The sequence below is a fragment of the Treponema lecithinolyticum ATCC 700332 genome, from assembly GCA_000468055.1.
Classification (GTDB): domain Bacteria; phylum Spirochaetota; class Spirochaetia; order Treponematales; family Treponemataceae; genus Treponema_C; species Treponema_C lecithinolyticum.
Genome location: KI260567.1, coordinates 151763 through 178186 on the forward strand (window position 1 = coordinate 151763; position 26424 = coordinate 178186).

At 45.0% G+C, this 26424-nt stretch carries 32 protein-coding genes and 1 tRNA gene; 28 read left to right on the forward strand and 5 right to left on the reverse strand.

The genetic code is table 11. The features are described from left to right. Positions 1–128: 128 nt before the first annotated feature. The 28 genes from HMPREF9193_RS07950 (at position 129) to csrA (ending at position 23300) form a co-directional block, all read left to right on the forward strand. Positions 129–752, forward strand: a complete 624-nt coding sequence (locus tag HMPREF9193_RS07950) for a MarC family protein (protein WP_021687596.1) — start codon at positions 129–131, stop codon at positions 750–752. A 91-nt stretch (positions 753–843) separates the two neighbouring features. Continuing rightward, entirely contained in the window at positions 844–1224 is a 381-nt protein-coding gene (gene secG, locus HMPREF9193_RS07955; RefSeq protein ID WP_021687597.1) for a preprotein translocase subunit SecG, read from the forward strand. Further along, the gene (locus HMPREF9193_RS07960) at positions 1224–1688 is read left to right on the forward strand and encodes a PTS sugar transporter subunit IIA (protein ID WP_021687598.1); all 465 of its coding nucleotides are present in this window, start codon (positions 1224–1226) and stop codon (positions 1686–1688) included. The genes secG and HMPREF9193_RS07960 overlap by 1 nt, the downstream gene beginning before the upstream one ends. A 2-nt stretch (positions 1689–1690) precedes the next feature. Further along, entirely contained in the window at positions 1691–1993 is a 303-nt protein-coding gene (locus HMPREF9193_RS07965; RefSeq protein WP_021687599.1) for a hypothetical protein, read from the forward strand. A 1-nt stretch (position 1994) separates the two neighbouring features. Beyond that, positions 1995–2990, forward strand: a complete 996-nt coding sequence (locus tag HMPREF9193_RS07970; RefSeq protein WP_021687600.1) for a V0D/AC39 family V-type ATPase subunit — start codon at positions 1995–1997, stop codon at positions 2988–2990. An 11-nt stretch (positions 2991–3001) separates the two neighbouring features. Then, positions 3002–4969 carry a V-type ATP synthase subunit I gene (locus HMPREF9193_RS07975; RefSeq protein ID WP_021687601.1) on the forward strand — a complete coding sequence of 656 codons (1968 nt, stop codon included), beginning with the start codon at positions 3002–3004 and terminating at the stop codon, positions 4967–4969. 18 nt (positions 4970–4987) lie between these two features. Then, positions 4988–5290 carry an ATP synthase subunit C gene (locus HMPREF9193_RS07980; protein WP_021687602.1) on the forward strand — a complete coding sequence of 101 codons (303 nt, stop codon included), beginning with the start codon at positions 4988–4990 and terminating at the stop codon, positions 5288–5290. Between the two features lie 12 nt (positions 5291–5302). After that, positions 5303–5641: a V-type ATP synthase subunit F gene (locus HMPREF9193_RS07985; protein ID WP_021687603.1), complete on the forward strand. Its 339-nt coding sequence runs from the start codon at positions 5303–5305 to the stop codon at positions 5639–5641. Between the two features lie 17 nt (positions 5642–5658). Beyond that, the gene (locus HMPREF9193_RS10890; RefSeq protein WP_021687604.1) at positions 5659–6309 is read left to right on the forward strand and encodes a hypothetical protein; all 651 of its coding nucleotides are present in this window, start codon (positions 5659–5661) and stop codon (positions 6307–6309) included. After that, positions 6306–8072: a V-type ATP synthase subunit A gene (locus tag HMPREF9193_RS07995; protein ID WP_021687605.1), complete on the forward strand. Its 1767-nt coding sequence runs from the start codon at positions 6306–6308 to the stop codon at positions 8070–8072. The genes HMPREF9193_RS10890 and HMPREF9193_RS07995 overlap by 4 nt, the downstream gene beginning before the upstream one ends. Next, on the forward strand, positions 8069–9451 hold the full coding sequence (locus HMPREF9193_RS08000; RefSeq protein WP_021687606.1) for a V-type ATP synthase subunit B: 1383 nt from the start codon (positions 8069–8071) through the stop codon (positions 9449–9451). Before HMPREF9193_RS07995 ends, HMPREF9193_RS08000 begins: the two co-directional genes overlap by 4 nt. Then, positions 9448–10077, forward strand: a complete 630-nt coding sequence (locus HMPREF9193_RS08005) for a V-type ATP synthase subunit D (RefSeq protein WP_021687607.1) — start codon at positions 9448–9450, stop codon at positions 10075–10077. The genes HMPREF9193_RS08000 and HMPREF9193_RS08005 overlap by 4 nt, the downstream gene beginning before the upstream one ends. Then, positions 10074–10559 (forward strand): universal stress protein, encoded by a 486-nt coding sequence (locus HMPREF9193_RS08010; protein WP_021687608.1) that lies wholly within the window; start codon positions 10074–10076, stop codon positions 10557–10559. The genes HMPREF9193_RS08005 and HMPREF9193_RS08010 overlap by 4 nt, the downstream gene beginning before the upstream one ends. 10 nt (positions 10560–10569) lie before the next feature. Further along, positions 10570–10977 carry a hypothetical protein gene (locus tag HMPREF9193_RS08015; protein WP_021687609.1) on the forward strand — a complete coding sequence of 136 codons (408 nt, stop codon included), beginning with the start codon at positions 10570–10572 and terminating at the stop codon, positions 10975–10977. A 17-nt stretch (positions 10978–10994) separates the two neighbouring features. After that, positions 10995–11792, forward strand: coding sequence for a J domain-containing protein (locus tag HMPREF9193_RS11485; protein WP_021687610.1), 798 nt, complete (start codon positions 10995–10997; stop codon positions 11790–11792). A 23-nt stretch (positions 11793–11815) separates the two neighbouring features. Continuing rightward, positions 11816–12565 carry a type I methionyl aminopeptidase gene (gene map / locus HMPREF9193_RS08025; protein ID WP_021687611.1) on the forward strand — a complete coding sequence of 250 codons (750 nt, stop codon included), beginning with the start codon at positions 11816–11818 and terminating at the stop codon, positions 12563–12565. 107 nt (positions 12566–12672) lie between these two features. After that, positions 12673–14154 (forward strand): Do family serine endopeptidase, encoded by a 1482-nt coding sequence (locus HMPREF9193_RS08030; protein ID WP_021687612.1) that lies wholly within the window; start codon positions 12673–12675, stop codon positions 14152–14154. A 145-nt stretch (positions 14155–14299) separates the two neighbouring features. Next, a complete protein-coding gene (gene ndk / locus HMPREF9193_RS08035) occupies positions 14300–14749 on the forward strand; it encodes a nucleoside-diphosphate kinase (protein ID WP_021687613.1) in 450 nt (149 codons plus the stop codon). Between the two features lie 28 nt (positions 14750–14777). Beyond that, positions 14778–15824 (forward strand): NAD(P)H-dependent glycerol-3-phosphate dehydrogenase, encoded by a 1047-nt coding sequence (locus HMPREF9193_RS08040; RefSeq protein ID WP_021687614.1) that lies wholly within the window; start codon positions 14778–14780, stop codon positions 15822–15824. A 3-nt stretch (positions 15825–15827) separates the two neighbouring features. Beyond that, positions 15828–17177, forward strand: coding sequence for a signal recognition particle protein (gene ffh / locus HMPREF9193_RS08045; RefSeq protein ID WP_021687615.1), 1350 nt, complete (start codon positions 15828–15830; stop codon positions 17175–17177). Positions 17178–17321: 144 nt separating this feature from the next. After that, on the forward strand, positions 17322–17534 hold the full coding sequence (locus tag HMPREF9193_RS08050) for a helix-turn-helix domain-containing protein (RefSeq protein WP_021687616.1): 213 nt from the start codon (positions 17322–17324) through the stop codon (positions 17532–17534). A 37-nt stretch (positions 17535–17571) separates the two neighbouring features. Next, positions 17572–17644: transfer RNA gene (locus tag HMPREF9193_RS08055), tRNA-Asn, on the forward strand. A 79-nt stretch (positions 17645–17723) separates the two neighbouring features. After that, on the forward strand, positions 17724–18887 hold the full coding sequence (alr, locus tag HMPREF9193_RS08060) for an alanine racemase (RefSeq protein WP_021687617.1): 1164 nt from the start codon (positions 17724–17726) through the stop codon (positions 18885–18887). 74 nt (positions 18888–18961) lie between these two features. Continuing rightward, the gene (locus HMPREF9193_RS08065) at positions 18962–19456 is read left to right on the forward strand and encodes a hypothetical protein (protein WP_021687618.1); all 495 of its coding nucleotides are present in this window, start codon (positions 18962–18964) and stop codon (positions 19454–19456) included. 9 nt (positions 19457–19465) lie between these two features. Beyond that, positions 19466–21355, forward strand: coding sequence for a flagellar hook-associated protein FlgK (flgK, locus tag HMPREF9193_RS08070; RefSeq protein ID WP_021687619.1), 1890 nt, complete (start codon positions 19466–19468; stop codon positions 21353–21355). 9 nt (positions 21356–21364) lie between these two features. Continuing rightward, on the forward strand, positions 21365–22609 hold the full coding sequence (locus HMPREF9193_RS08075; protein ID WP_021687620.1) for a flagellar hook-associated protein 3: 1245 nt from the start codon (positions 21365–21367) through the stop codon (positions 22607–22609). Between the two features lie 14 nt (positions 22610–22623). After that, a complete protein-coding gene (fliW, locus tag HMPREF9193_RS08080; RefSeq protein WP_021687621.1) occupies positions 22624–23076 on the forward strand; it encodes a flagellar assembly protein FliW in 453 nt (150 codons plus the stop codon). Beyond that, a complete protein-coding gene (gene csrA, locus HMPREF9193_RS08085; RefSeq protein ID WP_021687622.1) occupies positions 23070–23300 on the forward strand; it encodes a carbon storage regulator CsrA in 231 nt (76 codons plus the stop codon). The genes fliW and csrA overlap by 7 nt, the downstream gene beginning before the upstream one ends. Here csrA and tsaB read toward each other — a convergent pair. The 5 genes from tsaB to HMPREF9193_RS08110 are packed head-to-tail and all read right to left on the reverse strand — an operon-like array spanning position 23268 to position 26418. Further along, a complete protein-coding gene (gene tsaB, locus HMPREF9193_RS08090) occupies positions 23268–23999 on the reverse strand; it encodes a tRNA (adenosine(37)-N6)-threonylcarbamoyltransferase complex dimerization subunit type 1 TsaB (protein WP_021687623.1) in 732 nt (243 codons plus the stop codon). The genes csrA and tsaB overlap by 33 nt on opposite strands. Further along, on the reverse strand, positions 23996–24433 hold the full coding sequence (tsaE, locus tag HMPREF9193_RS08095) for a tRNA (adenosine(37)-N6)-threonylcarbamoyltransferase complex ATPase subunit type 1 TsaE (protein ID WP_021687624.1): 438 nt from the start codon (positions 24431–24433) through the stop codon (positions 23996–23998). Before tsaE ends, tsaB begins: the two co-directional genes overlap by 4 nt. Then, positions 24433–24696, reverse strand: coding sequence for a hypothetical protein (locus HMPREF9193_RS08100; protein ID WP_021687625.1), 264 nt, complete (start codon positions 24694–24696; stop codon positions 24433–24435). Before HMPREF9193_RS08100 ends, tsaE begins: the two co-directional genes overlap by 1 nt. Before the next feature lie 22 nt (positions 24697–24718). Further along, positions 24719–25816 (reverse strand): PilZ domain-containing protein, encoded by a 1098-nt coding sequence (locus tag HMPREF9193_RS08105; RefSeq protein WP_021687626.1) that lies wholly within the window; start codon positions 25814–25816, stop codon positions 24719–24721. After that, positions 25810–26418, reverse strand: a complete 609-nt coding sequence (locus HMPREF9193_RS08110; protein ID WP_021687627.1) for a DUF8042 domain-containing protein — start codon at positions 26416–26418, stop codon at positions 25810–25812. The genes HMPREF9193_RS08105 and HMPREF9193_RS08110 overlap by 7 nt, the downstream gene beginning before the upstream one ends. Positions 26419–26424: the final 6 nt, after the last annotated feature.

The following is a 26424-nucleotide window of genomic DNA, read 5'->3' on the forward strand; positions in this document are numbered from 1 at the left end:
GTCAAAGAGCGCTCCGTTGTGTTTGTGCTTGTAGTTTGTGCTGCTATACCTTTTGGCGGAGCAGCTTGTGTCGCTATATCTTGTGCGTTCTTCTTGAGCCAAAGCCTGCGATTGTGTATACTAAAGCTATGATAAACGAATTTTTCCAACTTTTTTTTACCGTGCTTATCATTCTCGATCCGATCGGAACTATTCCGCCTGTTTTGGCGGCGTCGGGTCATTTTCCGTCCGACATACGCAAAATGATTATCCGTCGTGCGGTTTTTGTTGCCGCTTTGGTGTTCGCTTTTTTTATCGTATGCGGTAAATTGATTTTAAATTTCTTCGGTATTTCTCCGGGAGCTTTTTACGTTTCAGGCGGTATTTTGTTTTTCGGCATTTCTTTCGGTATGATATGGAGTAAACCCGGCAGCCGGCAAACGCCGGAAACGGCAGTAGACCCTCACGCGGCACAAATGCTGGCGATTTTTCCGCTTGCAATTCCTCTTATTGCAGGTCCGGGTATGATTACTACTATTATGCTCAATATGGCTACATCCGAACACTGGCTTCGCCCTGCCTTAATGTTAACCGCGGCGATTGTGCCGGCATTGTGTATAGATTACATATCGCTTCGCTGCGGAACGCTGCTTTTGCGTCTTATCGGAACGACGGGTATGTACGTTGTGGAAAAAATTATGGGTTTAATTTTGGCAGGGCTTTCCGTGCAGCTTATTTATGACGGCTTGGTAAAATTGAACATTGTGCACTAACGCGTGCAGTAAAAACACTTGCACAAAAGCTGTATATCGGATATCATAATCAAGCATTTTGAGGATTAGTTTATTTTTTTGAGGTTTGTTCATGGGGATTATAGGAATTATTTTACTGATTGCATTTGTAATCATTTGTATTTTGCTTATGGGAATCGTGCTTATTCAAAGCGAAGAGGGCGGCGGTTTGGGCGGTTTATTCGGAAGCGGCAATACCGCGGCGTTCGGCTCCCGCTCGCAAACGGTAATTACCAAAACAACCTATGTACTGGTTACCCTATTTTTTGTTACCACTTTTGCAGTTGCGTTTTTAACGCGCGCTCCGGCTGTAGGCAATTTGCAAGAAGCGGCAAAACAAGTTCAGCAAACAACCGAAAACGATAATAACGGCGCTTACTGGCTCGACGAGCAAAAAACCGAACAAAGCGCAAGCGAACCCGCACAGATGTCTCCCGTGCAGGACGGTGAATAATGCTTTTAGACAAGGTTTTTAATCCCAAAGCGGTAAACATAGACCTTAAAAGCGAAGATAAAGACGAAGTTTTTGAAGAGTTAATAGAAGAGTTGGTTTCCGTTAACCCCTCGCTTGACCGCAGTGTTGCACTTGCAGCCGTTAAAGAACGCGAAGCTAAAATGAGTACCGGCATTATGAGCGGTATTGCCGTTCCGCATGCTAAAACAAGTGCGGTTACCGACGTGCAAGGCGCTATAGGTATTTCGCGTTCGGGGATCGACTACGATGCTTTAGACGGCAAACCTGTCCACTTAATTGTATTGATTTTGTCCGGCGCGGATAGCACGGAATTACATTTGCGCGTTTTAAAGCGTCTTGCGCGTTTGTTGGAAAACAGCGAGTTCTATGCCGAGCTTATGGAACAAAAAACTGCCGAAGCCGCATACAATGTATTTTGCAAGTACGAAAAAGAGCTGAAATAGATATGGAAACGGATATTCTCGGTCACTTAATAGACGTTGAACATAAAGCGGCTTCTATGTTGTCGGAAGCGCAAGCCGAAGCAGACCGCCGTGCCGCACAAGCACGGCAAAAAGCGGAAGCCGAGTATAAAGAACGCTATACACAAATGGTAGAACAAATGGAAGCCGATGCCGACGAGCGCATGCAGGCTATAAGTACGGAATACGATGCCCGTTTCGACACGTATAAAGCTGCGATCGGCAACTGCACACAGGATACTGCCGCTTTTAACGCGCTGCTGAAAAAACTGCTTTTCGGAAATTGATATGGACAGCTCGAGTGCTTCAGCTTATGTGTATGCAAAAGCATGCGGAATGCTGGCAAAGTCTTTTATCGGAGCACGTAAAGATAAACTGTTTGAAGTTTCCGCTTTAGCCGATTTGTGGACGCTGCTGTTTAATTGCGAAGTTCCGCTGGTACCTGAAGCCCTGCTTGCAAAACAAATAGAAGAAAAAGCCGAAAAAACCTTTGTATCCGACTTTATCGGACTTTTAAATTGTTACAATGAACCCGACTCTGTGCTTGTGCAATTGGTGCGCTGTTACGATTACAATAATATTAAAGATATCGGGGCTGCACTGTGCGAAGGCAAAAAAACGCTTCCGGCTATTGTCGATATCGGGCGATTTTCCATGCTCGATTATAAACAATGGCCCAGCGTTGCTGCCATAACACGCGATTCTTCGATTGCATGGTATAACAAAGCTCCTTCATGGGATACGCAAAGCGAAATGGATATGAAGCTCGATATTCAGTACGTGCGCGAGCTGTGGGACGCCGTATGCCGTTTGCCTCGTTCCGAGCGCCAGCCGGTTGAAAAACTGCTGGGTGAATACATTGTTTTGCAAAACTGCATTTGGGCTATCCGGTTAAAAGTGTACTATAATATGCAAAAAGAAGACATTATTCAATGTTTGGCAGGAGAAAAAGACAATGCCGATAAAAACGATAGGCTTGCAGGAGAAGCCGTGCGTATTTTGGATAAAGAAACCGATACGTGGGCGGATTGGGAAAATTGGCATTATGCAAAACTGTTAAACGCCCATGAAGAAGGAAGCGTGTGGAATATAGACCCGCGCTGGATGCAGCAAGCTTCCGATGTGTATTTAAACGGTTGGGCGCTGCGCTTGTTTCATCAATATCCGTTTACAGCTAACGTATTAGTTACGTGGTTTAAAATAAAAGAACATGAACTCAACTGCATACGTACCGCTGCTGAAGGGCTGCGTTTAAATGTGCAGCAGGATGCGTATGCAAAATAAACGGAGGAGCTATGTCTAAAACGACGGCAATGCGGCTTATCGAATTGATGGTCTTAAAAGAAGACATAAGCCGTGTTATCGAATATTTGGGAAAAAACGGTAATTTTCAGTTTCAAACGGAAGACGCAAACACGCATTCCGCTGCGGAAAACAAAGCGCAGGAAATATTCGATAAAATGCAAGCATTCCGTTCGTATCTTTCTTTGGAAGATGCCGATGGCTACGATGCTTCTTCGCACTTACCCAGCGATGCCGACTTTGATTCTGCCGCGCGCATTATCGCTGCGCTGGAAGATTTACACACGAGAGAACTTGCCGTGTGCGAAGAAAAAAAACGGCTTGACGATGCGTATACCGAAGCGCGCGCTTTTGCCAATTTAAATGTTCCTTACATCGAATTGGAACATTTATCGTTTTTATCCATGCGCATAGGAAAAATAGACCCTGCTGCCGTTGACGATTTGGTGTTCAGTATGGGACAGCGTGCGGTAATTATGCCGCTCGGCGACGATAAAAGCAGAATTTTAGCAGCGTCTTCAAAAAAAGGACGCTTTGCTTTGGATTCGGAATTGCGCAAACACGGTTTTGTTCCGCTTGAAATACCCAAAGACTTTAAAGGAATTCCTGCCGATGTACTTGAGGGTATGAAAAAACGTACCCAAGAAGAACAGGAAAAACTCGATTTGATAGTTGAAGAGCGCAAAAACTATGCGCTGTCTCATAAAAACGAAATTATCCGGCTTTTGCGCTGTTTTTCCATCGGCGCTCAAGTGCAAACAGTTCAGTCGAATTTGGAATCAACCCAATTAGTGTACCGTATTACCGGCTGGGTGCCGGCAGCTTTGTGTTCCGGTATAATGAAAGAATTGGATAATTTAACCGAGGGACGCATTGCGCTTCGCCAATACGAGCCTACAGAAGTGCCGTCGGTAAAAGCAGGGCGCGAAAAAGTACCGGTTAAATTAACGCACGGTAAACTGGTTGGCAATTTTGAACGCATTATATTCAGTTACGGCGCGCCGCTGTACGGTACCGTCGACCCGACCCCCTTTGTTGCATTCTTTTTTACCTTGCTGTTCGGTATTATGTTCGGCGATGCGGGGCAGGGTTTGGTATTTGTGCTTATCGGAATTTTAATGCTTACCGGTGTTATAAAAAAATTCCCCGTTTCAACACAATTCGGTCCCATATTTGTTGCCATAGGCTGCAGCAGTACGGTTATGGGTGTTTTAACCGGCGAGTTTTTTGCAAACGAACACCTTTTGGTTCCGCTTAGCCGCTTTTTAACCGGTTTGTTCGGAACGCCGCGCGACCACATTTTGCATTTAATGCCTTCCTCGGATGCGATTGGTAAACTGTTTATGTTTTTTTTGTTTACGATTTCGGTCGGTTTTATTATCAATTCAATCGGTCTTATCATCAATATTATAAACCAATTTGTACTCGGCAAAAAAAGCAAAGCTTTGTTCGGAAAAACGGGTTTGTCCGGAGCGCTCTTTTTTTGGTATGTTGTGGCTACGGTTGTACGTGTTGCCGCATTTAAAATACCGATATGTATATGGGATTGGATCGTTATCGGAATTACTTTGTTCGGTGTGTTTTTTGCCCATCCGCTGGGCTGTTTGGTAGACGGCAAACGGCCGATATTTCCCAACGGCGTAGGCAGCGCTTTTATTGAAGGCGTTGTGGAAATTTTGGAAATAGTATCCAGCTATTTATCCAATTCGGTTAGCTTTTTGCGCGTCGGAGCTTTTGCTCTTGCCCATGCCGTACTCGGTTTTATTATTTTTACCATGACTGACTTGGTCGGCGGGGCAGGCGGACTTTTGGTGCAAATATTGGGAAATGCGGTGGTAATCGTTTTGGAAGGGATGATTGTTGCCATTCAAGTTATTCGTTTGCAATATTACGAATTTTTTTCAAAATTCTTTACAGAAACCGGCAGGGAATTTGTCCCGTTCCGGTTCAAATATAAATAACGGCATAGGAGTGTTGCTATGAATCGAAAATCAGTCGGAATTGTATTGCTTTTGTTGTGCGCAGTTAGTGCATCTTTATTTGCACAAACCGGCGCGGAAGCGAATGCGGTAATCGGCACGGCAAAATACGTTGCCGCGGCATTTGCCGTAGGGTTTGCCTGTATCGCCGGCGGTATGGCAGTAGGTAAAATCGGTGCTGCCGCTATGGGTGCGATGAGCGAAAACGCCGAATTATCCGGTAAAGCGCTGCCTTTCGTCGGTTTGGCAGAAGGTATTTGTTTGTGGGGCTTTTTGGTCGCACTGCTTATCATTATTTTGTAATACGGTACGCTCGTGAAGTACTTTGTAATCGGTGAGCGTGAATTGGTGCTTGCCTTTGCCTTGGTAGGTGTGCAAGGCACGGCGGCAGCCAACCGCAGCGAAGCTTTGGACTCTTTTTACCGGATTACCGGCAGAGGCAATGCCGTTGTAGGCACTCCTACAGAGCAGGAAAGACCAAAAGTGCTTATACTCACCGAACAAATTGCGGATATGCTTGCCGATGAAATTATCGACTGGCAAATGAAGGGAGATTATCCGCTTATCGTGGAAATACCAGGCATTCACGGACACCTTGCGGGGCGAAAAACGATGACGGACGCCATACGCGAAGCTGTCGGTATACACGTATAAAATAGGTAAGGATTGTTATGGAAGAGCTTCGTTCAACCGAAATTCTCGACAAAGAAATACTGGAAGATACCCGTAAAAAAGCGGAGCGTCTTTTGGCTTGTTCGGCTGCCGAGGGCGAAAATATAGCGGCGGACGTTTCGCGCCGCCTTGATGCAATGCGCAGCGAAAAACGCGCGTTTTACGACGGAAAAATAGCGGCGTTCCGCACCGATAAAGAAGCGGCGCTCCCGCTCGAAAAACAGCGCTACCGCGTGCTTTTTGAACACCAAGCGATAGCGAAAGCTATGCGCTCGTATTTTGCGTCGCTGTCTAAAGACGATAAACTGAACCTTATTGAAAAACTGTTAAAGCGCCATGCGCATTCGCTTAAAGGGTACCCGGTATGTATATGGGTTGACGGTTTTTCCGAAACGGACATAAAAAAAGTTGCACAAAACGTATTGGGAGCCGACAGCGTTCGCAGCTGTAATCCCATGAGCGCTGAAATAAAAAGCGCTTTAATCGATGAATATAAAAACGGCGAAGATGCGGCTCAGGGAATAATCGTTGAAACCGAAGACAAAAGCAGAAAATGCCGCGTTACAGTAGGGGAATTGACATCCGAATTATTGGACAACCATAGTTACGAACTAGCCGATACGCTTTTCGGCGGGAGATTGCCGGAATGATAGAAGGAAAAATAACGCGTATTTCAGGACCGATAGTATACGCGCAAGGCTTGGACGGCTGCGGTTTGTATGACGTGGTCGACGTAGGAGAAGCCAAACTTATCGGCGAAATAATCAGATTAAAAGAAGGCGCGGCGACTATTCAAGTGTATGAAGACGATACCGGTATGCACGTAGGCGAAAAAGCCGTGTGTAATCAGCGGCCGCTTTCGGTACGCTTAGGACCGGGCTTGGTCGGTACCATTTACGACGGTATACAACGTCCCTTAAAGAATATGTTTGACGACACCGGAGTATTTTTAACACCCGGCGTGCGTACCCAACCATTGGATACCGAAAAAAAATGGGAGTTTAAACCGCTTGTGTCGGAAAAAAGCCCCATTGCACCCGGTTCCGTGCTGGGCGAAGTTCAAGAAACCTCTTCCATACTTCATAAAATTATGGTGCCGCCGTACGTGCGCGGTCGCTCGCTGGTTAAAATCGCCGCAGCCGGCTCTTACACTATAGATGAAGTTATCGGTGAAACCGAATTGGGCGAAAAACTATATTTGGCGCAGTATTGGCCGGTGCGCAAGCCGCGCCCCTATGCACAAAAAATGACGGTCAGCCAGCCGTTGGTTACCGGACAGCGCGTTATAGACGTGTTTTTTCCCCTATCCAAAGGCGGTACGGCGGCAATTCCGGGCGGCTTCGGCACCGGCAAAACGATGACCCAGCACGCCGTTGCCAAGTGGTGCGATGCGGACTTAATCGTGTACATAGGCTGCGGCGAGCGCGGCAACGAAATGACCGACGTTTTAACCGAATTTCCCTCGCTTACCGACCCGAGAACGGGGCGTTCGCTTATGGAGCGCACCATCCTTATAGCCAATACGTCAAATATGCCCGTTGCCGCGCGCGAAGTGTCTTTGTATTCGGGTATAACCTTAGCCGAATACTACCGCGATATGGGAATGGCGGTTGCCATTATGGCAGACTCTACCAGCCGCTGGGCGGAAGCATTGCGCGAACTGTCCGGACGCATGGAAGAAATGCCTGCAGAAGAAGGCTTTCCCGCTTATCTTCCCACCCGTTTAGCGGAATTTTACGAGCGTGCCGGACGTGTTACTTCTTTGTGCGGTAAAGAAGGTTCAGTTTCGGTTATCGGTGCGGTTTCTCCGCCCGGCGGCGACTTTTCCGAACCGGTTACCCAGCACACAAAGCGTTTTATACGCTGCTTTTGGGCGCTTGACCGCGAATTGGCAAACGCGCGTCACTATCCGGCTATCGGCTGGATAGAATCCTATTCGGAATATGCCGAAGAAGTAAAAGATTGGTGGGACAAACTTGACCCGCGCTGGGCTTCCATCCGCTTGGAGGCGCTCGACCTTTTAAAACGTGAGCAGCGCTTGGAGCAAATTGTGCGCCTTATAGGACCGGACGCTTTGCCCGACACCGACCGCCTTGTTTTGGTTGTAGCCGAAATGATAAAAAACGGCTTTTTACAGCAAAATGCATTTGACGATATAGACGTGTATTCGGTACCCGAAAAACAAATTCTTATTTTACAGTTGATGATGAGCTTTTATAAAAAATCGCTTTCATTGATAAAACAAGGCGCGCCTTTGCTTAAACTGACAGCTTTAAGCATCCGCGAAGAGCTTGTCCGCATAAAAACATCGATACCGAACGATAAAACGGACGACATCCGCGACATAGAAAAACGGATGGACGATGAATTTGCTTCTATCGAGCGTGTGTACAGGAAGGTTGAAACGGTATGAAAGGAATGGAATACAAGGGGATAGTCTCCGTAGACGGTCCCGTTATAGCAGTACGCCGCAGTGAAAACAGTTTTTTCGGTGAAATTGCAGCAGTACGCGACCGGTTCGGCGAAAAACGCGTCGGCAGAATTATCGATTTGTCCGAAGAATACGCTATCGTACAAATATTCGGTTCCACCTCCGGACTTGACTTACACGAATCCACTGCGGAGTTTTTAGATACTCCCATGGAATTGCGCGTAGGCGAGGGACTGTTGGGACGCATTTTTAACGGTTTGGGAAAACCGATAGACGATTACCCTGAAATCGTGTCGTCAAAAAAAGTTAACGTAAACGGCTATCCGATAAACCCCTATGCGCGTGTGTATCCGAGAGACTTTATTCAAACCGGCATTTCATCGATAGACGGCATGAACACGCTAATCCGCGGTCAAAAACTGCCGATTTTTTCCGGCGACGGTTTACCGCATAACCGGCTTGCCGCTCAAATAGTCCGCCAAGCTAAAATCTTAAACGCCGACGAAGAGTTCGTTATGGTATTTGCCGGTATGGGAATAAAATACGACGTTGCACGCTTTTTTATCAATACGTTTGAAGAATCGGGTGTTTTATCCAAAGTCGTTATGTTCCAATCGCTTGCCGACGCTCCGTCAATCGAGCGTATTATTACTCCCCGCTGCGCTTTAACCGCAGCCGAATACTTGGCTTACGAAAAAGGTATGCACGTTTTGGTTGTGTTAACCGATATGACTAACTATTGCGAAGCGTTGCGAGAAATCTCGACAACGCGCGGCGAAGTTCCCGGTCGTAAAGGCTATCCGGGCTATTTGTATTCAGACTTAGCGGAATTGTATGAACGTGCGGGAAAGATAAAAGGCTCAAACGGCTCGATTACGCAAATTCCTATTTTAACTATGCCCAGCGACGATATTTCGCACCCCATACCCGACCTTACCGGCTACATTACTGAAGGTCAAATCGTTTTGGAGCGCGAACTTTCGCAAAAAGGTATGTACCCGCCGGTAGCCGGTCTTCCCAGTTTGTCGCGCTTGATGAAAGACGGTATAGGTAAAGGGATGACGCGTGAAGACCACAAAGACGTGTCCAGTCAGCTTTTTGCCGCGTATTCTAAAGTAAAAACCATCCGCAACTTAGCCGCTATTATCGGTGAAGAAGAATTGTCGCCTACAGACAAACAGTATTTGCGTTTCGGCGAACGTTTTGAAAAAGAATTTCTTACGCAAGGCGAATACGAAAACCGTACGATAGAGCAAACGCTGAGCATCGGATGGAATATTTTAGCAGAATTGCCCAAAGAAGATTTATACCGCATAAATCCGCAGTTTATTGAAAAATACATGGAAAAAACAGCCGTATGACAAAGCTGAACGTTGCGCCGACAAAATCTAATTTGCTTAAAATTAAAGAACAGTTAAACATATCCTGCGACGGTTATGAACTGCTTGAACAAAAGCGTGAAATCCTTGTTATGGAACTTATGCACATGGTTGAGCAAATTAAACTTTTGGAACGCGATATGGACAAAGTTATCGCTTCGGCGTATCCGGCTCTTAAAAACATGCTGATGGCAGTCGGCGGCGACCGTGTGGAACGTATTTCGCATGCGGTAAATTACGATTTTTCCATAACTGAAAAATCGGTAATAAAAGCGGGTATGACTTTTTCTACCATAGATGTGAAACTTCCCGAGCGCAAATTGTTTTATTCTTTTATGGACTCTTTTGCCGATACCGACAAAGTAATGGCGGATTTTTTTGACTTTCTTAAGCTGCTTACGCAAATGGCGTCTATCCGCACTATCGTGTGGCGCCTTGCAATGGAAGTTAAAAAAACGCAGCGCAGGGTTAATGCGCTCGATAAAATGATTATTCCGCAAACACGGCTTACAAAAAAGTATATAGAAGGTGTTCTTGAAGAGCGCGAACGGGAAAACGTGTTTGTGCTTAAATCGCTCAAAGGAAAAAAAGGAGGAGCAGGACAGTGATAAAACCGATTTTCCAAAAAGTTTTAGTGTTGATAAACGGTTCGCAAGCGTCGATACATGCGGCGCAGTACGGTATGCTTATGGCAAAGTTGTATCACTGTGCTTTAAAAGCCGTCTATGTGGTAGACGTAGCAACTTTAAAGCAGCTTACGTTAAGCAAGTTTTTTGTAGCCGAAGAAAGTTCCGAATACGAATCCAGTTTAACTGCCGACGGCAACCGCTATTTATCCTATGTGGCAAGTTTGGCAAATGCAAAAGGAATAAAAATACAAACAGAATTGCTGCGTGGCGGCATTTGGGCGGAAACGGTAAAAGCCGCAGATGAGTTCGGCGCAAACTTGATTTTGCTCGGCGGTATAGAAAGAGGCAGCGGCAGCGACGATATGCTGCGCGGTTCGTACCGCCATATAATGGAAAACGCCACCTGTTCCGTATTGTGCGTTAACGAAAAACAAATAGAACAATTATATAAATTACTTTAAGGCGGCGTCGATGAGAGTACTTATTTTACATTTTTTATCGGTACGCAACGAAAAGCATGCCGGCGTTTTGAAAAAACTGGAACAAGCTGCCGCTGCTGCCGGTCATCAAGTAACGGTATGCGGCGAAAAAGACAGCGTGAATTTGCATACGGCGATGTACGAATACATTGCCGTAGTAACCGCACCGTCCGGTTTTATCGGCGCAAAACTACCCGAAAAACTTCCGGAAATACTTTCGACGCACGGTTCGGTAAGCGGTAAAAAAGGCTGCGCTTTAGTGGTAAAATCCGGTCTTTTTTCCGGTAAAATGTGCCGCTTAACCATGCACGCAATGGAAAAAGAAGGTATGGTAGTGGACTACTTTGATATAATCGAAAGCGCCGATCATGCAGCCTTTGTAGGTAAAAAAATAGGCTAAATCGGGACAAGGCTCAAGTGGTGCACGATTATTATGCCGTTTTAGGCGTTTCCCCAAACAGTTCCGCCGCGGAAATAAAGCGTGCATATCGGAAAAAAGCTAAAAAGTTACATCCGGACGTTTCCGGAAAAGATGCCCGCCAGTTCCACCTGCTTAACGAAGCGTATACGGCGCTATTGGAAGCACACCGGAACACCTTTGCGGACGACGGTTTTTTCCGTGCGCGGCACAAAAACGGCGACGGTTTTAACTACCGCGAATGGCTTTCGGCACGGAGCGACGAAGAAAGTCGCTGTAAATTGATATTTTGGGATTTAACCCACAACAGAGAAGACGACGCGGTAGCTGAATTTAAAACCTTTAACAGCGAAAGCGCGCAATTTAAATTGTCTGCGTGGTTTTCGCGCGAAGACTTTATGGATTACGGTTTTATATTGGCGGAAGAATTGGCGCTGCGTGACGAATTTTACGATGCGCTTTTGCTTTTGGAGCGGATAATCGTAATGGAAAACGAAAAACCGTACTTCCGCCATTTTTTTCCCGAAGTTATGTTGTTTGCGCGCGATTTGCTTTTATACCGTGTTGAAGGTAGTGTACACGATGAACTTGCGCTTGACGTGTGGGAGCGCGCTTTGGACTGGGGGTTCAGCGCAAAAGACGATGCGTTATTTTTGCTTAAAATGGCTTGCTGTTATGCAAAGATGAACGATAAAACTTCTTGTAGCGCGTGCATAAAACGCGCACAGCTTTTAAATGTTTCGGTGCGCATTCCTTTGTATTTAAAGCGCGCCGCACACGGTATCGATTATGTGTAAATGTAAAGTTTTAGGAGAACCTTATGATACGTTTAAAAAACGAAGTTCAAATTGACGGTATACGCAAATCGTGCAAACTGCTGGCACATCTTTTTGAAGAGCTTATTCCCAAAATAAAAGAGGGAATGAGTACAAAGGATGTGGACGATATTTGTGTTAACTTTATAAAAAAACATGGCGGGGTACCGGCGTGGTACCGCGAAAACTTTCCCGGAGCCGCATGCGTGTCGATCAATAACGAAGTTATACACGGCATTCCGTCAAAAAAACGAATTTTACACGAAGGCGATATCGTTTCTTTAGATATCGGCATTGATTATAAAGGCTATATAAGCGATGCATGCCGTACCGTCGCAGTCGGCAAAATAAGCGCCGAAGCTCAGCGTTTAATGGATATAACCAAACGCTGCTTTGAAGCAGGAGCTGCCGCTTGTGTTGCCGGCAACCGTATACACGATATCGGAAACGCCGTGTTTTCTCTTGCCGATAAAGCCGGCTACGGGGTAGTATACGAATATTGCGGACACGGCGTCGGCTTGGACGTGCACGAAGACCCTTCGGTACCGAACGTACCCCACGGCGGAGCGAATCCGCGCATTCAAGCCGGCATGGTACTTGCCATAGAACCGATGATCAATCAGGGGACTGCCGATGTTGAACTTGCCGACGACGGTTGGACGGTTTTAACTGCAGACGGAAAACTGTCTTGCCACTATGAAAATACGCTTGCCGTTTTTGCCGATCATACCGAAGTTTTAAGCGTTTTGCCGTAAAAGCTTAGGGTATAAGCGGAAAATTTATTGCATAACTGTAACATAAAAGCTTTAAAATGTATTATATTTAAAAAGCGACACACACACGTTTGCTTTTGGAGGCTTTTATGAATACAAAAATAAAACGAGGTATCATTGTTTTTTTATGTGCCGCGGTATTTTCTTTAAGTGCTGCGGTGCTGCTTTCTTTTTCTCGTGCGGGAAAAGGAGTTCAAACGGTTTTTGCGGACTCAAGTCCTGCAGTCCAAATTCCGTCCGATTCTTTAGCGGTTGCCGAAGCGCTTCAGGGAACATTCAGAGCCGTATCGGATAACGTGCTCCCTGCCGTTGTGGAACTTGACGTTGTAGAAAAAAAGACGGTGGAATCAAACCCGTTCAGCGACTTGCCTTTTTTCTTTTTCGGGCTGCCCAAACAAAAGGATGAATCTCCCAGAGAGTATTCACAGCAAGGCTTGGGCTCCGGCGTTATCGTGCGCCGTTCGGGAAATCTTTTTTACGTATTAACCAATAACCACGTTGCCGGTTCTGCCGATGAAATTTCGGTAAAGCTGTACGACGGGCGCGAGTTTAAAGGCAAGCTGGTCGGAAGCGACGAGCGCAAAGATATCGCCCTCGTTTCTTTTGAGGCAAAAGACGGCAGCATCCCTGTTGCAAAACTGGGCGATTCGGATAAAGTGCATACCGGCGATATCGTTATTGCTATGGGAACTCCCCTCGGTTATTTTGCTTCGGTTACGCAAGGTATTGTCAGTGCAACCGGACGTTCGGGAAGCGGTATACAAAACATCAACGATTTTATTCAAACCGATGCGGCAATCAACCAAGGAAACTCCGGCGGTCCGTTGGTAAATATTTACGGAGAAGTTATCGGTATAAACACGTGGATAGCTTCGCAGTCAGGCGGTTCTCAAGGCTTGGGTTTTGCAATTCCGGTTAACAATGTTAAAAAAGCGATAGACGATTTTATCAATAGCGGTAAAGTAACGTATGGCTGGATGGGAGTATCGCTGGTTACCGTTCAAGAAGAATACCAAAAAGAATTGGGCGTTGCCGGAAAAAAAGGCGCCTTTGTTTCGCACATATTCCTCGATTCGCCTGCTGCAAAAGCGGGTATGCAAGCCGGCGACTACATTACGTCGTTAAATGGCAAAGCGGTAACCGATGTTAACCAATTGGTGCGCCAAGTAGGCGATTTACGTGCCGGAGAAAAAGCCGAATTTGAACTTATCCGCGGCGGAGAAAAGGTAAAAACAACGGTAGTAATCGGAACGCGCAACGAAAAAACATCTTCGGACAACAGTAAACTGTGGCCGGGTTTTGTTGCAGTTCCTTTAACCGATGAAGTGCGCGAAAAACTTGAAATTACCGACAAAAAAATTAAAGGCGTTGCGGTAACCAATGTTCAAGCAAAATCGCCGGCAGCGGCACTCCGTTTGCAAGCAGGAGATGTTATTACTGCGGTAAACGAAAAAAAAGTATCGAATTTGGCGGAATTTTACAGCGCGCTGAATACGCAAAGCAATAAGTCGATTTGGTTTGAAGTATACAGCGAAGAACACAGTATTACCACCGGCAAATTCAAACTGTAATACCGCACTCGTTTTATAAAAAAATATGTACGCAAAAAGGGCAGTTTGGCGCTGCCCTTTTTTTTAGCTACAAGCTTTTCCGCCCTGCTTGCTCAATACGGTGCAAAAGGTTATACTGTAAGATAAGTTTTACAGCGAGGAAATTATGGCAGAACGTTGTTTTATAATGTTAAAACCGGGGGTTTTAAATCGGCGGCTTGCGGGCGAAGTTATAAGCCGCCTTGAACGCAAGGGCTTGAATTTGGTAGCGGCAAAATTAATGCGTATCAGCCCCGAGTTGGCAAAAAATCACTACAAAGAACACGAGGATAAATGTTTTTATTCGAATTTAGTCGATTACATCAGCAGTGCTCCGGTGCTGGCTATGGTGTGGGAAGCCGATAACTGCGTTGCTTTGGTGCGCCGCTTAGTGGGAGCAACCGATGTAATGCAAGCCGCTCCGGGCACAATACGGGGAGATTTTTGTTTGCATACTCCGTTGAATATTATACATGCATCCGACAGCCCGGAAAACGGAGAGCGCGAAACGGCGTTGTTTTTTAAACCGGAAGAAATAGTGTCTTGGCAAGACGACTATACGGGAAAGTACATATAAAAGAATATATTAAAACGGAGAACAAGATATGAGTGGAAAGACTATAGGAGTTATCGGTGCGGGAGCATGGGGTACGGCTATGGCACACATACTCGCTTCCGGCGGTCACGATGTTGAACTGTGGTCTATGGAAAAGGAAGTATCGGATGCCGTAAATACGCTGCACCAAAATACGCGCTATTTAAATGGATTTGCACTGTCGCCAAAACTGCGGGCGACGTCGGATATAAAGCAAGCCGCATCAGATAAAGACTTTTTGATTTTAGCTTCTCCGTCTTTGTATTTGGCGCGTACCGTTACGCAATTGGTGGATATTCCTTCAATTGTTAACGGCTCAACTTGTATCGGTGTTTTAACTAAGGGTTTTGTTCCGACTGAAAACGGTGCAAAGCTTATTTTGGATGTATTGGAAACGGTGCTTCCATTTGCATATCATAAAAACCTTGTGTATATTTCAGGACCGAGCCATGCCGAAGAAGTTGCCGTAGGTAAACTAACCGGTCTTATTGCCGCAAGCGAAAATCCTAAAAATTCCATACGATTTCGTGAACTGATGAAAGTGCGCGGTTTAATGGTGTTTTCGAGCTTGGATGTTATCGGTGTGCAAATTTGCGCTGCGGCAAAAAATGTTATAGCGGTAGTGTTCGGCTGTCTTGACGCTATTGCCGAGCGTTCCGATATGTTCGGCGATAATACTGAGTCATTGCTTTTGGCAGCCGGTTTAAACGAAATTCAAACACTCGGTTTTGCCATGGGAGCAACTCACGCAGAAACCTTTACATCTATTGCCGGCGTCGGCGATTTGGAAGTAACCTGCCGTTCAAAATACGGACGTAACCGGCGTTTCGGTCACGATATTATACGCAAAAACATTCTTGATCCATTTACCGATTTGGACAATTTAATAGCCCGTATAAGCGAAATAGGATATTTACCCGAAGGCGCAGTTGCCTGCAAATATATACAGGAAATAAGTCAAAAATTAAAAATAAAACTTCCTATATGTAACGGCTTGTACCGCATTTTAAACAAAGAAATAAAACCGTTTGATTTTCTTATTGAACTTTTGAGGTAATCAATGCTTGAAAAAATAACAGGTACTTTAAGCGGTATTTTTAGAACTTTAAGCGGTAAATCCGTTATAAGCGAAAAAAATATTGAAGATACCGTAGAATTAATAAAAACCGCACTATTGGAAGCCGACGTCAACTTACGTGTAGTGCGCCGCTTTGTAAACAGTACAATAGAAGAAGCAAAGGGCGAAAAAGTTTTGCGCTCGGTTGATCCGGGACAGCAATTTATTAAAATAGTTCACGATAAAATAGCTTCTCTTTTGGGAGACACCAAAACCGATTTGCATTTAAAAGGTCCGGATACTCAATCGGTTATTTTATTTGTGGGTTTACAGGGGTCCGGTAAAACAACCTCTGCAGCAAAGCTTGCAAACCGTTTGCGTAAAGACGGCAGAAAACCGCTTTTGGCAGCTTGCGATTTGGTTCGCCCCGCTGCGGTCGAACAGCTGTGCATTATGGCAGAAAAAGTTTCGGTTCCCGTATATAAAGAAGAAGTAAAATTGCCGGGAAGTGCAGCCGATTCTTTGCGCATTGCGAAAAACGCAAAAAACTTTGCCCGTAAAAACGGTTTTGACACGCTTATTATAGATACGGCAGGACGGCTGCAAATAGACGACGCTATGGTAAACGAAATAGCGGATATAAAAAAAGCAGTATCGCCGGATGAATTGCTGCTGGTCGCCGATTCGATGACCGGACAAAGCGCCGTTGAAATAGCTAAAACTTTTGACGAGCAGCTGGGCTTAACCGGTGTAATATTAACCAAATTCGATTCGGATACCAGAGGCGGCGCGGCGCTTTCTCTTAAAACGGTAACGGGAAAGCCTATTTTATTTATCGGTACCGGCGAAAAAATCGAAGATTTTGAAGTGTTTCATCCCGAGCGCATAGCCGGCCGTATTTTGGGCATGGGTGATGTCGTTTCTTTAGTGGAAAAAGCTCAAGAAACTATGGATGTGCAAGCTGCTGAACGGCTGCAAAAAAAGATGGCTGCAAACGAGTTTACGCTGGAAGATATGCTTGACCAGTTGCAGCAAGTTAAAAAAATGGGCTCGCTGCAAAAACTTGCTGAAATGCTTCCCGGTCTTGCCGACCAATTAAGCGATAAAGACGTGGATACCGAAGAGCTAAAATGGCAAGAAGCGATAATCCGTTCCATGACTAAAAAAGAGCGCGCCAATCATTTGATAATCGGACCATCGCGAAGAAAACGGATTGCGCGCGGTTCAGGAACTTCGGTAGCTCAAGTTAACCGTCTTTTAAAACAATTTGAAAAAACGCGGCTTATGATGAAAAAAGTTGCCAAAAATAAGGGTATGCAGGCAAAGATGATGCAGCAATTCGGCGCTTTGTAAAACTATGCAAAGCAGACGGTGCGGAAAGCGGACCGAAAATACACGGCAAGAACGGCAAACGGGCTCTGTACTTTTTAAAAAAAGCGTGATACACTATAAAAGTGTGTCTTTATGCACACGGCTAAAAAACGTTCGGAGTGTGCTATGGTTCGCGAATTGCTTTCGGCAAATATAAAAAAATACCGTAAGGCGGCAGGCTTTACTCAAAATCATTTTGCCTCTTTGTGCGGTGTATCTCCAAGTTTTATAGCACACGTGGAAACGAACAGCTGCGGTGTTTCGGTTAATTTTATTGAAAAAGTATGTGAAATTTTAAAAATAGAACCGATATGTTTGTTTGAAAATCAAACTACTTGACAGGATTTCGTTTTTTTACTACTATACATCATATTATTCCCCTGTAGCTCAGCCGGTAGAGCAACAGACTGTTAATCTGTGGGTCCGCAGTTCAAGCCTGCGCGGGGGAGCTTAAGCCGTAAATCGCAGCAGCGGTTTGCGGCTTTTTTTATATTGCATAAAAGAAAGTAAAGGTATACACTGTCAACTATGCGGGCAACACGGGCTGTTATCCACTTGGAAAATCTTAAATACAATATCGAACAAATCAAAAAAAAGCTTAAAGCGGGGGTGCGTATATGTCTTCCGGTAAAGGCGGACGCATACGGGCATGGCGCCGTACAAATCGCTTTGTGCGCTTTGCACTCTGGAGTGTTTTGTTTGGCGGTTGCTTCGGTGCGCGAAGCCGTACTGTTGCGAGAAGCGGGAATTACAGCTCCGGTTATTTTACTGAGTTTGCCCGTTCCCGAAGAAACCGAACAGCTTATACGTTACGATATTATACCCTTGGTTATCGATGAAGAGTGTATAGATGCGCTTAACGACGCATCGAGCCAAGCCGGAAAAAAAACGGCGGTTCATCTTAAAATCGATACCGGTATGTCGCGCATAGGTTGTGCTCCGGAAAATGCAGTGCAGTTGGCAAAGCGCATACAAAACTCAAGCAATCTTAAATTGGACGGCGTGTGCACGCATTTTTCCGTTTCCGATTCATTTGAAAAAGACGACAGAGAGTATACAAAAAAACAAATTACGGATTTTAAAAATGCCGTTAGGGCAATTCAAAATGCCGGAATAGATACGGGGATTGTTCACGCATCAAATTCGGGGGCGGTGCTCGCTTACCCCGAAGCGCAATTCGATATGGTGCGCCCCGGCTTGCTGTGTTACGGATATACACCGTACCGGAAAAATGCGTGCAAAACGGATCAAAACACTGAAAAAAGTTTTTTTTCTTCCATTAAGCTCCGTCCCGTTATGGAACTTTTAACTAAAGTCGTTTTTATAAAAAAAATTGCAAAAGGTACTGCTGTTTCTTACGGTAGAAGCTGGACTGCAAACCAGGATACCTATATTGCAACGCTTCCGATAGGCTATGCCGACGGACTTTCGCGTACTCTTTCGCCGGCTTTACGTGTAAAAATAGCCGGAAGTTTTTATCCTGTTATCGGTAAAATCTGTATGGACCAATGTATGGTGGATTTGGGCTCTCATACGAGAGTAAAGCGTTGGGACGATGTATGCATATTCGGACCTGAAAATAAAGCGGGAGCCAATAATTCTGCACAGGATATTGCCGATATTGCCGATACGATTCCTTACGAAATAATGTGCAATATCAATAAACGGGTAGACCGTATTTATACCGAATAAAATCTTTTACACTTGCTCTTTTTTATGTAATCCTTTTTTTTTATACGCCGATATTTAAATGAGGTGTAGTCCCTATGAAAGAAGAGCCGCAAAGTGCAACGCAGTATGCGTACCAAATATTACTCAATCAAAATGCAGTGCTTGCAGAAATTATTACACAGCAGCGGATTTTACGCACTGCTGTAACGGCAAAAGATTGGAAACAAGTGGAGCGTGCCGGTTTTGAAGTGAATGCTTTGGCAGAACGTTTTTCGTATTTGGAAAACGAACGCATGCAGGTGTTTAAACAGTTGTGTTCCGAAAAACCCGACGATATTTTTGAGGTTGCGCGCGATTTACCCTCGGCTTTTCGCCGTCCTGTTATAGAAGCATTTCATCAAGTGCGCCAAAAGCTTGCTGTATCTAAAATCGAAAACGAAGCGCTTAACGAATATATACGCATTACGCGCAATTTTTTGCAAGAAGTGTTCGACAGCGTGTTGCCGCAGCGGCGGAACACTTTGTATTCTTCGGCGGGCACTGTCGTAAAAGTGCAACCCGAATCGGTTGTATTGAATACGATAATTTAAGGAGTTTATATGGCTTCCAGTTTTGCAGGTATAGAAATAGGGAAACGCAGTCTTATGGCACAGCACCAGTCGATTATGACTGCCGGTCACAATATTTCCAATGCGGACAACGAAGGTTATTCACGTCAAAGGGTTAATTTACGCGCATTCGATCCGCTGTACCGCCCCGATTTGGAGCGCGAAGAACGTCCCGGTCAAGTGGGACAGGGTATAGACGTTATGAGTATTACCCGCTTGCGTGACGAATTGCTGGACTTACGTATTACCGCACAAGCAAACCTTGAATCCTATTGGGAAACGCGCGACAAATACTATACTATGCTGGAAAGCATTTACAACGAACCGGATGATGTGTCCATCCGCACAACTATGGACGCTTTTTGGCAATCGTGGCAAGAATTGTCGGTGTACCCTGAATCGCAAGCGGCGCGTCAAGCTGTGGTAAGCCGGGGCGAAAGCATGGTAAACGCTGTAAAACAGCGCTATATTGCACTGCAAGGCGTGGGCAATTTGTTAAACGGCGATATAGAAGCGACGGTAAAACAAGTAAACGATTATACGCTGCAAATTGCCGAAATCAATAAAGAAATAGTGCGCTCGGAAGCTATGGGCGATAACCCGAACGATTTATACGACCGCAGAGATTTACTGGTAGAAAAGCTTTCGAAGCTGATAAATATAACGAGCGACCGGCGTGACCCGGATGAATTTATGATTCACGTAGACGGTCATATTTTAGTGCAGGGCGGAAAATCCCGTCAATTCGATGTAGTGCCGCTTACCGATAATTACGGGTATACCAAAGTGGTGTGGGCGGATACCGAAAACGATGCTTTTTTTTCAGGCGGCTCTCTCGGAGCTTTAATAGAATTGCGCGATAAAGACGTGCGTTCCGAAATTCAAAATTTAAATACGGTTGCGATGAATTTTGCCGATTTGGTAAATGATATTCACCGCGTTTCTTTGGGTGCAAATAATGTTACCGGCTTGGATTTTTTTGTTGAAGAGCCGTTTGTAGCAAATGCATTGGGAAATTACGACCGCGACGGAGACGGAATTGAAGATTCCACGTATGTGTTCCGTATGAGCGGCTTAAATGCGCTTGACGCACAAGAGCAAACCGGTCTTGCCGGCGTTATTACCGTAGCCGGACATAAGGGCAATGTACAAATTCCGTACTATCCGACCGATACCGTTGAAACGGTAGTTAACCGCATAAACGATTCGGACGCAGAGGTGAAAGCATATTTGGACAGAGACAACCGGCTTGTTTTAAAAGCGACTACGGCTTCTTCAATGGATAATCCTGACTTTGTTATACGCCATGTGGAAGATTCGGGCTTTTTTTTAAGCGGGTATGCCGGAATTTTAGCGGGAAGCGGGGAAGAAAACGCATACGATTTTAACCGTGCAAATGCGGTACAAGCGCTTTCCGGTTTCGGTACCGATACTGCCGTGCGCTATGCGGTTGCTCCCGTTTTAAATCCTTCCGGTTATATGAGCGTAAACGGAGCGATAACAACCGATATTTTGTCCGTAGCGGCAGGTAAACCCGGAATAAACGGAGTTGTAGAAGCAGGAGACGGTTCTGCAGCGCTTGAAATTGCTTCTTTGCGCAATTCGCCCGTTATGATAGGTCGCGCGCGCACCTTTGACGATTATTTTGCCGAAAGCGTTACCAACGTCGGTTTAAAAGGCGAGCAAGCGCAAACCAATTTACTTAGTCAAAATAAAATAATGGCGGATTTACGCACAATGCGCGATTCCATTTCCGGAGTTAATATTGACGAAGAGCTTGCCGATATCATTAAGTTTCAGCACGGTTACAATGCCGCGGCAAAATTCGTTACCGTTGTGGATGAATTGCTCGAAACGGTTATAAACCGCTTAGGCGTATAGGAGTAAAAGATGAGAAGAGTCAGCACCGGTTTGGCAAACAACGACGTACAGTATAATTTGCGCGTGCAGGAATCGAAGGCGAATAAAATGAACAACCAAATGGGCTCTCAGCGGCGCATACAGGATTTGCGCGATGACCCGCTTGCTGCAGGACATTTGGTGCGCTATCAATCCTATCTTACACGCGTTGAACGTTTTGAACAAAATGCAAAAACACTGACCGACCAATATTCGGTTTCTGAAGGTTATATAAAACATTCGCTTGAAGTTATGCAACGTATACGCGAACTTGCGGTAAACGGAGCCAACGGCGTGTACACAAAAGACGATTTGCAAAATATGGCTGCCGAAGTTGACGAACTATTAAAAGAATTGGTAACTTCGGCAAATGCCGTAGGGCCTGACGGTACAGCTTTATTTGCCGGTACGCGCACTAAAAATACCGCTTTTGAAATCGAGTTGGGACCCGTTTCCGGTTCAGGCGATGCGCTTATTACAAACGTGCGCTATAACGGTTCGGTAGAGCAAAATAATATTGAAGTTGATGAGCGCGCGTATATGAATTTAAACCGGACGGGAAACAGTATTTTTTGGGCGGAACAGCAAACGCTTTTTGCGCAGCGCGATGCCACAGCGTATCAAGTGCATACCGACGCGGTTATCAATGTTGACGGTAAAGACATTGCGTTAAAAGCCGGAGATAACGTGTATTCGATTATTTCAAAGATAAACAATGCGGGTATTGCCGTAAAAGCAAAATTAGACCCGGTAACAAACGGTTTAAACTTACAAACAACCGATGCCCGTCAGCTGTGGCTGCAAGATAAAACCGGTTCTACTTTGTTTGATTTGGGGTTAATAAAAGACAATACGCAGCGCCCGCCGTACAATTTGGGTAATGCCGCCCAAATAACCGGCGGTTCTTTATTCGATACGGTAATTGCGTTCCGCAATGCGCTGCTTATCGGAGACCAAGAATCCATCGGCGGAAAAGTGATGGGCGCTTTGGACAGCGGTTTGGGCAATTTAACCCGGCGTATAGCGGAAACCGGAGCGCAGTACGAGCGGGCGCAAGTTGCCGTATCGCGTTCTCAAACGAATAATTTAAATACAACCGCTATGATTGCACGCGAGGGTGATTTGGATATTACTAAAGGCATTACCGATATGAAAATGCTGGATAACGTAAAAAATGCAACTTTAAGTACCGCGGCAAAACTGTACAACAGCACGTTGTTAAACTACATGAGGTAGGGTAAAAAAAACGTATGAATATAGAAACAAAGGCGATGGGAACCGTATCGGTTGATGATAACTCCGTTTTGCATTTTTCGCACGGACTGTACGGGTTTGAGGACTATACCGAATTCGTACTTTTGGAATCCGAATACAAACCTTTTATGTGGCTTCAGTCCGTAAAAGAAAAAGCGCTTGCTTTTTTAGTAGTTGATCCTTTTTTGTTTTTTACCGACTATGAAATAGATGTGGACGATCAAAGCGTGCGCGATATCGGCGTAAAAAGTCCTGCGGACGTATGCATCATCGTCATTATTACGCTTGCAAAAGAAAAAAAACTAAGCCTTACTGCCAATTTGCAAGGACCTTTGGTAATCAATAAAAATAACCGTGCGGCAAAACAAGTGGTTTTAGCAGACCCACGCTGGCTTACCAAACATGATTTAAATTTGAACAATGCTCAAAATCGGAGCTCTTCATGCTGATATTGTCGCGCAAAATAAACGAAAAAATAAAAATTGGAACCGATATTACGCTTACGGTTATCGAAATACGCGGCGATCAAGTAAAAGTAGGTGTAGAAGCGCCGAAACACGTTAAAGTGTTCCGACAAGAAGTGTTTGAAGCTATACAAAACGAAAACAAAGCCGCTGCTGCAAGTGCAGGGGAACAGGATTTAAGCGTTTTGTCCGGTCTTTTGGAGCAATGACAGTTCCGCTTCGCTTTTTCTGATGTATATCGGACCTTCGTATTCTTCAAGTGCGCTTTCTTTATGAATAAACTTTTTTTCAGCCATTTCCAATAAAGCCAACACAACAGGGCTTTGCATTCCAATGCATGTAGTGCCTATTCCGCTGTTTTCGCCTAAGGGAGAAAAAATACTTATTTTTTGCTCCGGGCGCAAAGCGTGCACTTGCTCGGCAAAATAAAACGCATCGGATCCGGTTATCAGCATATTTTCTTCGCGGTCTATGTGATTAAGAATGTTTTCGGTGCTTTCATCGAAAGGACCTGCTTGCAGCACCCCCGAACGGTATACTGCGGCATAAAAACTGTTTTTTTTAGCATCCAGCGCCGGAACGACTGCTCCCTGCCACTGGCGGTAAGGGTAGGCGGCAGCTTCGAGCGTGTGTATGCCGTATACCGGTATACCGTAAGCTAAATTAAAGGCTTTGAGCGCCGAAAACGCAAGACGAAGTCCGGTAAATGTACCCGGTCCGGCACACAGTGCCGTATAGTCGAGTTCCTCCGCACGCAGCGAACACTGTGCGAGCACGTACTGTATGCCTTCAAGTATTTTTTCAGATTGGTGCATACCGATATCGAGCGACAAAAGCGCCGTTTTATCGCCGCTGCGTGCGGCAAAGCTTATGCAAGAAGTTGTACTGTCTACCGCGAGGGCTTTCATAACGACAAATCTCCGTACGGCCAGTTTTCAACGGTAACCGTGCGCTCGTTTCCGCTTGCTTCAAGTTTTATAATAATAACGCCGGCAGGCAGTTCGCTCATAATTTTTTCACTCCATTCTATAACGCTTATACCGTCTCCGTACAGCATTTCTTCCGCTCCAAGTTCCAAAAAATCTTCGGCTGTACCGAGCCTGTATACGTCCATGTGATACAACGGCAGTTTACCTTCGTATACGCTGATAAGGGTAAAAGTCGGGCTGGTAACAGGTTCGTTTATGCCTAAAGCGCGGGCTATTCCTTTGGTTATAGTTGTTTTGCCGGCTGCTAAAGTTCCTTGCAGCGCAATAATATCGCCTTTTTTAAGAAAAGAGCCTATTTTTTCTCCCAAAGCGACGGTTTGTTCCGCCGATTTTGTGTGTACCGTGTATGTCATTAGCAGGGCAAAAGTCCTTTTTGGTCCATGTTCAGTATTTCGGTTTTAAGCGCTTTAACAACCGGTAAAAGAGGGTAGTCTACAGAGCCTTCCAAACGCACATCGATTGTGTGTATACCCGCTGCATTTGTTTCTATAATAAAATGTATGGGAACTTCAACATTTTTTGTAAGCAAAAGCAAAAGCGCCGTTGCGCGGTACGTTCTCCGGTAATAAATATAGCCGGCTTCTTGTTCCAACACCCGTATTTCTAAAACTTGCATATTTCTCCAGTCCTATTTCCTTTTAGTTGTAGTCGTATGTCAGTGCAAAAATAGTATTTCGTGCGTATTTTTTCATACGGACAAAGCGTATATGTAACACCACATCGCGCGTATCTTCGTTTTTTCTGGCTCTTACAACAGTGCCGATTATATTGTCGGTGCGTTCACCTTTTAGCTGAACGTCTATTTGCATATATTGTCCGGCTTTAATGGGAAGCACTGTTTTCAATTTGCAGCCGCCGGCGGAAATATCGTTGATTGTCCCCGTATAAGAACGCTCTTTAGGCGTATAACGCTTTTCATTTGCCGTTTGACCCTCGCTGATTTGTACGGCATGAAACGTACAAGGAAGTGAAACCGAAATCCGTTTGAATTTTCTTTGCAGCATGGATTGAATGTTGTTTGTGTGCATAACAACCATTTCTTCAAATCTTCTGCGTACTTGATAACGTATAATACGAGCTTCTATGTGATAGGCAATACCCGTTTTTAATTCCAAATAAATATTGATTTTAGACAGCGGCGCGGGTTTTATTTTTACGCCGTTTTTATCCGAAGCGATAGCTAAAATCATTCCTTCTTCGTCGTTTTTAAGAATAGCAGACGGGTAGCGTATTCCGTCTGCACCCGAATACATTACCGCTAATCCTTCGCGGAAAACACTGCTGTTGGTAATCATAGTAAGGTTGCGTTTTGCGTTTTCTATTTTATGTATTATCGTAAACAGCATCAGTTTATCGTTTTCGGTTTGTAAAGCCGGAACATTTTTTTCTCTATTGCAGATTTTGCGGTATATCAGTTTTAAAGGAGTACTTATACAATATTCTGTAGAAGAAATCAGCGGCAACTCCACTATGCCGCATATACGGCAAAAATTGTCTAAAAAATCGATTTCGTTCCGGTTTAAACCCATGCGTATACCGCTGATTTTTAAAAGCGCGCTGTCCAAACTGGTACGCCTTTTGCCGCGCATAGCTTCAATAAAACTTCTGCCCAAAGAGGCAAATACGTAGCGCAAAGCTATAAGGATTGATAACACAATGAGAATAAAAACTGCAATCGATACCAAATTCGAATTCTGCCGTACGGCTATAGCGTTGCCGCTTTGAAGGATCAGCATGAATTTTCCTTACAGTATGTATGAACCGCTTTTGCAAAAGAGCGAAGACGCGGAACGATTTCGTATTCCGCCAAATCGCCGGTAAGAACGGTATCGGCAGCGGTTAAGGATTTTTCAAAATCGGTTAATACCGGTGAAAAATCTTTAAGAAAAACTGCCGGCGCTTGACCGTCTATGGTAAAGTCGCCAAAACGTTTGGGAAAAAGAGCGCACCAATTAACCGTTCGGCACAGTTCGTTAAACACTTCGGTAAAAGCAGTTACCGTTTGAGCGGCTTGTACATCTTTACCGCTTTGCAGTAAAACGGGAATTTGTTCCATGCACTCGCTTAAAACCGATGTTTTGTCTGCAACTGAAAGCAAACTGTGGATAATATCGCTTTCCATTACGGTTTCAATATCGAGCCGGTTAACGTTTTCAATCGGTTTTTCAAACAGTACATCCATTTGGGACGCTTCTATGTTTTGACCGTCTGCGCTGACAGCAACAACGGTTGCAGCATTTTTTTCGCATTCAAGCGCAAAGGCTTTTAAAATATCGCCGAGCGTCTTTTCGTTTTCCAATATAAAATCCGCTTTAACGGAATTAACGTATATTTCCATTTTATA

Bases quoted from the DNA above. Each gene is read 5' to 3' on its own strand.
- ffh (WP_021687615.1), top strand. From the start codon at position 15,828: ATGCTTGAAAAAATAACAGGTACTTTAAGCGGTATTTTTAGAACTTTA.
- alr (WP_021687617.1), top strand. From the start codon at position 17,724: ATGCGGGCAACACGGGCTGTTATCCACTTGGAAAATCTTAAATACAAT.
- HMPREF9193_RS08110 (WP_021687627.1), bottom strand. From the start codon at position 26,418: ATGGAAATATACGTTAATTCCGTTAAAGCGGATTTTATATTGGAAAAC.
- HMPREF9193_RS07980 (WP_021687602.1), top strand. From the start codon at position 4,988: ATGAATCGAAAATCAGTCGGAATTGTATTGCTTTTGTTGTGCGCAGTT.
- HMPREF9193_RS08105 (WP_021687626.1), bottom strand. From the start codon at position 25,816: ATGCTGATCCTTCAAAGCGGCAACGCTATAGCCGTACGGCAGAATTCG.
- HMPREF9193_RS08100 (WP_021687625.1), bottom strand. From the start codon at position 24,696: ATGCAAGTTTTAGAAATACGGGTGTTGGAACAAGAAGCCGGCTATATT.
- HMPREF9193_RS07995 (WP_021687605.1), top strand. From the start codon at position 6,306: ATGATAGAAGGAAAAATAACGCGTATTTCAGGACCGATAGTATACGCG.
- map (WP_021687611.1), top strand. From the start codon at position 11,816: ATGATACGTTTAAAAAACGAAGTTCAAATTGACGGTATACGCAAATCG.
- HMPREF9193_RS10890 (WP_021687604.1), top strand. From the start codon at position 5,659: ATGGAAGAGCTTCGTTCAACCGAAATTCTCGACAAAGAAATACTGGAA.
- secG (WP_021687597.1), top strand. From the start codon at position 844: ATGGGGATTATAGGAATTATTTTACTGATTGCATTTGTAATCATTTGT.
- HMPREF9193_RS07960 (WP_021687598.1), top strand. From the start codon at position 1,224: ATGCTTTTAGACAAGGTTTTTAATCCCAAAGCGGTAAACATAGACCTT.
- HMPREF9193_RS08015 (WP_021687609.1), top strand. From the start codon at position 10,570: ATGAGAGTACTTATTTTACATTTTTTATCGGTACGCAACGAAAAGCAT.
- csrA (WP_021687622.1), top strand. From the start codon at position 23,070: ATGCTGATATTGTCGCGCAAAATAAACGAAAAAATAAAAATTGGAACC.
- HMPREF9193_RS08030 (WP_021687612.1), top strand. From the start codon at position 12,673: ATGAATACAAAAATAAAACGAGGTATCATTGTTTTTTTATGTGCCGCG.
- HMPREF9193_RS07950 (WP_021687596.1), top strand. From the start codon at position 129: ATGATAAACGAATTTTTCCAACTTTTTTTTACCGTGCTTATCATTCTC.
- ndk (WP_021687613.1), top strand. From the start codon at position 14,300: ATGGCAGAACGTTGTTTTATAATGTTAAAACCGGGGGTTTTAAATCGG.
- HMPREF9193_RS08000 (WP_021687606.1), top strand. From the start codon at position 8,069: ATGAAAGGAATGGAATACAAGGGGATAGTCTCCGTAGACGGTCCCGTT.
- HMPREF9193_RS08050 (WP_021687616.1), top strand. From the start codon at position 17,322: ATGGTTCGCGAATTGCTTTCGGCAAATATAAAAAAATACCGTAAGGCG.
- HMPREF9193_RS07965 (WP_021687599.1), top strand. From the start codon at position 1,691: ATGGAAACGGATATTCTCGGTCACTTAATAGACGTTGAACATAAAGCG.
- HMPREF9193_RS08040 (WP_021687614.1), top strand. From the start codon at position 14,778: ATGAGTGGAAAGACTATAGGAGTTATCGGTGCGGGAGCATGGGGTACG.
- HMPREF9193_RS08075 (WP_021687620.1), top strand. From the start codon at position 21,365: ATGAGAAGAGTCAGCACCGGTTTGGCAAACAACGACGTACAGTATAAT.
- HMPREF9193_RS07970 (WP_021687600.1), top strand. From the start codon at position 1,995: ATGGACAGCTCGAGTGCTTCAGCTTATGTGTATGCAAAAGCATGCGGA.
- fliW (WP_021687621.1), top strand. From the start codon at position 22,624: ATGAATATAGAAACAAAGGCGATGGGAACCGTATCGGTTGATGATAAC.
- flgK (WP_021687619.1), top strand. From the start codon at position 19,466: ATGGCTTCCAGTTTTGCAGGTATAGAAATAGGGAAACGCAGTCTTATG.
- HMPREF9193_RS07975 (WP_021687601.1), top strand. From the start codon at position 3,002: ATGTCTAAAACGACGGCAATGCGGCTTATCGAATTGATGGTCTTAAAA.
- tsaB (WP_021687623.1), bottom strand. From the start codon at position 23,999: ATGAAAGCCCTCGCGGTAGACAGTACAACTTCTTGCATAAGCTTTGCC.
- HMPREF9193_RS08005 (WP_021687607.1), top strand. From the start codon at position 9,448: ATGACAAAGCTGAACGTTGCGCCGACAAAATCTAATTTGCTTAAAATT.
- tsaE (WP_021687624.1), bottom strand. From the start codon at position 24,433: ATGACATACACGGTACACACAAAATCGGCGGAACAAACCGTCGCTTTG.
- HMPREF9193_RS08065 (WP_021687618.1), top strand. From the start codon at position 18,962: ATGAAAGAAGAGCCGCAAAGTGCAACGCAGTATGCGTACCAAATATTA.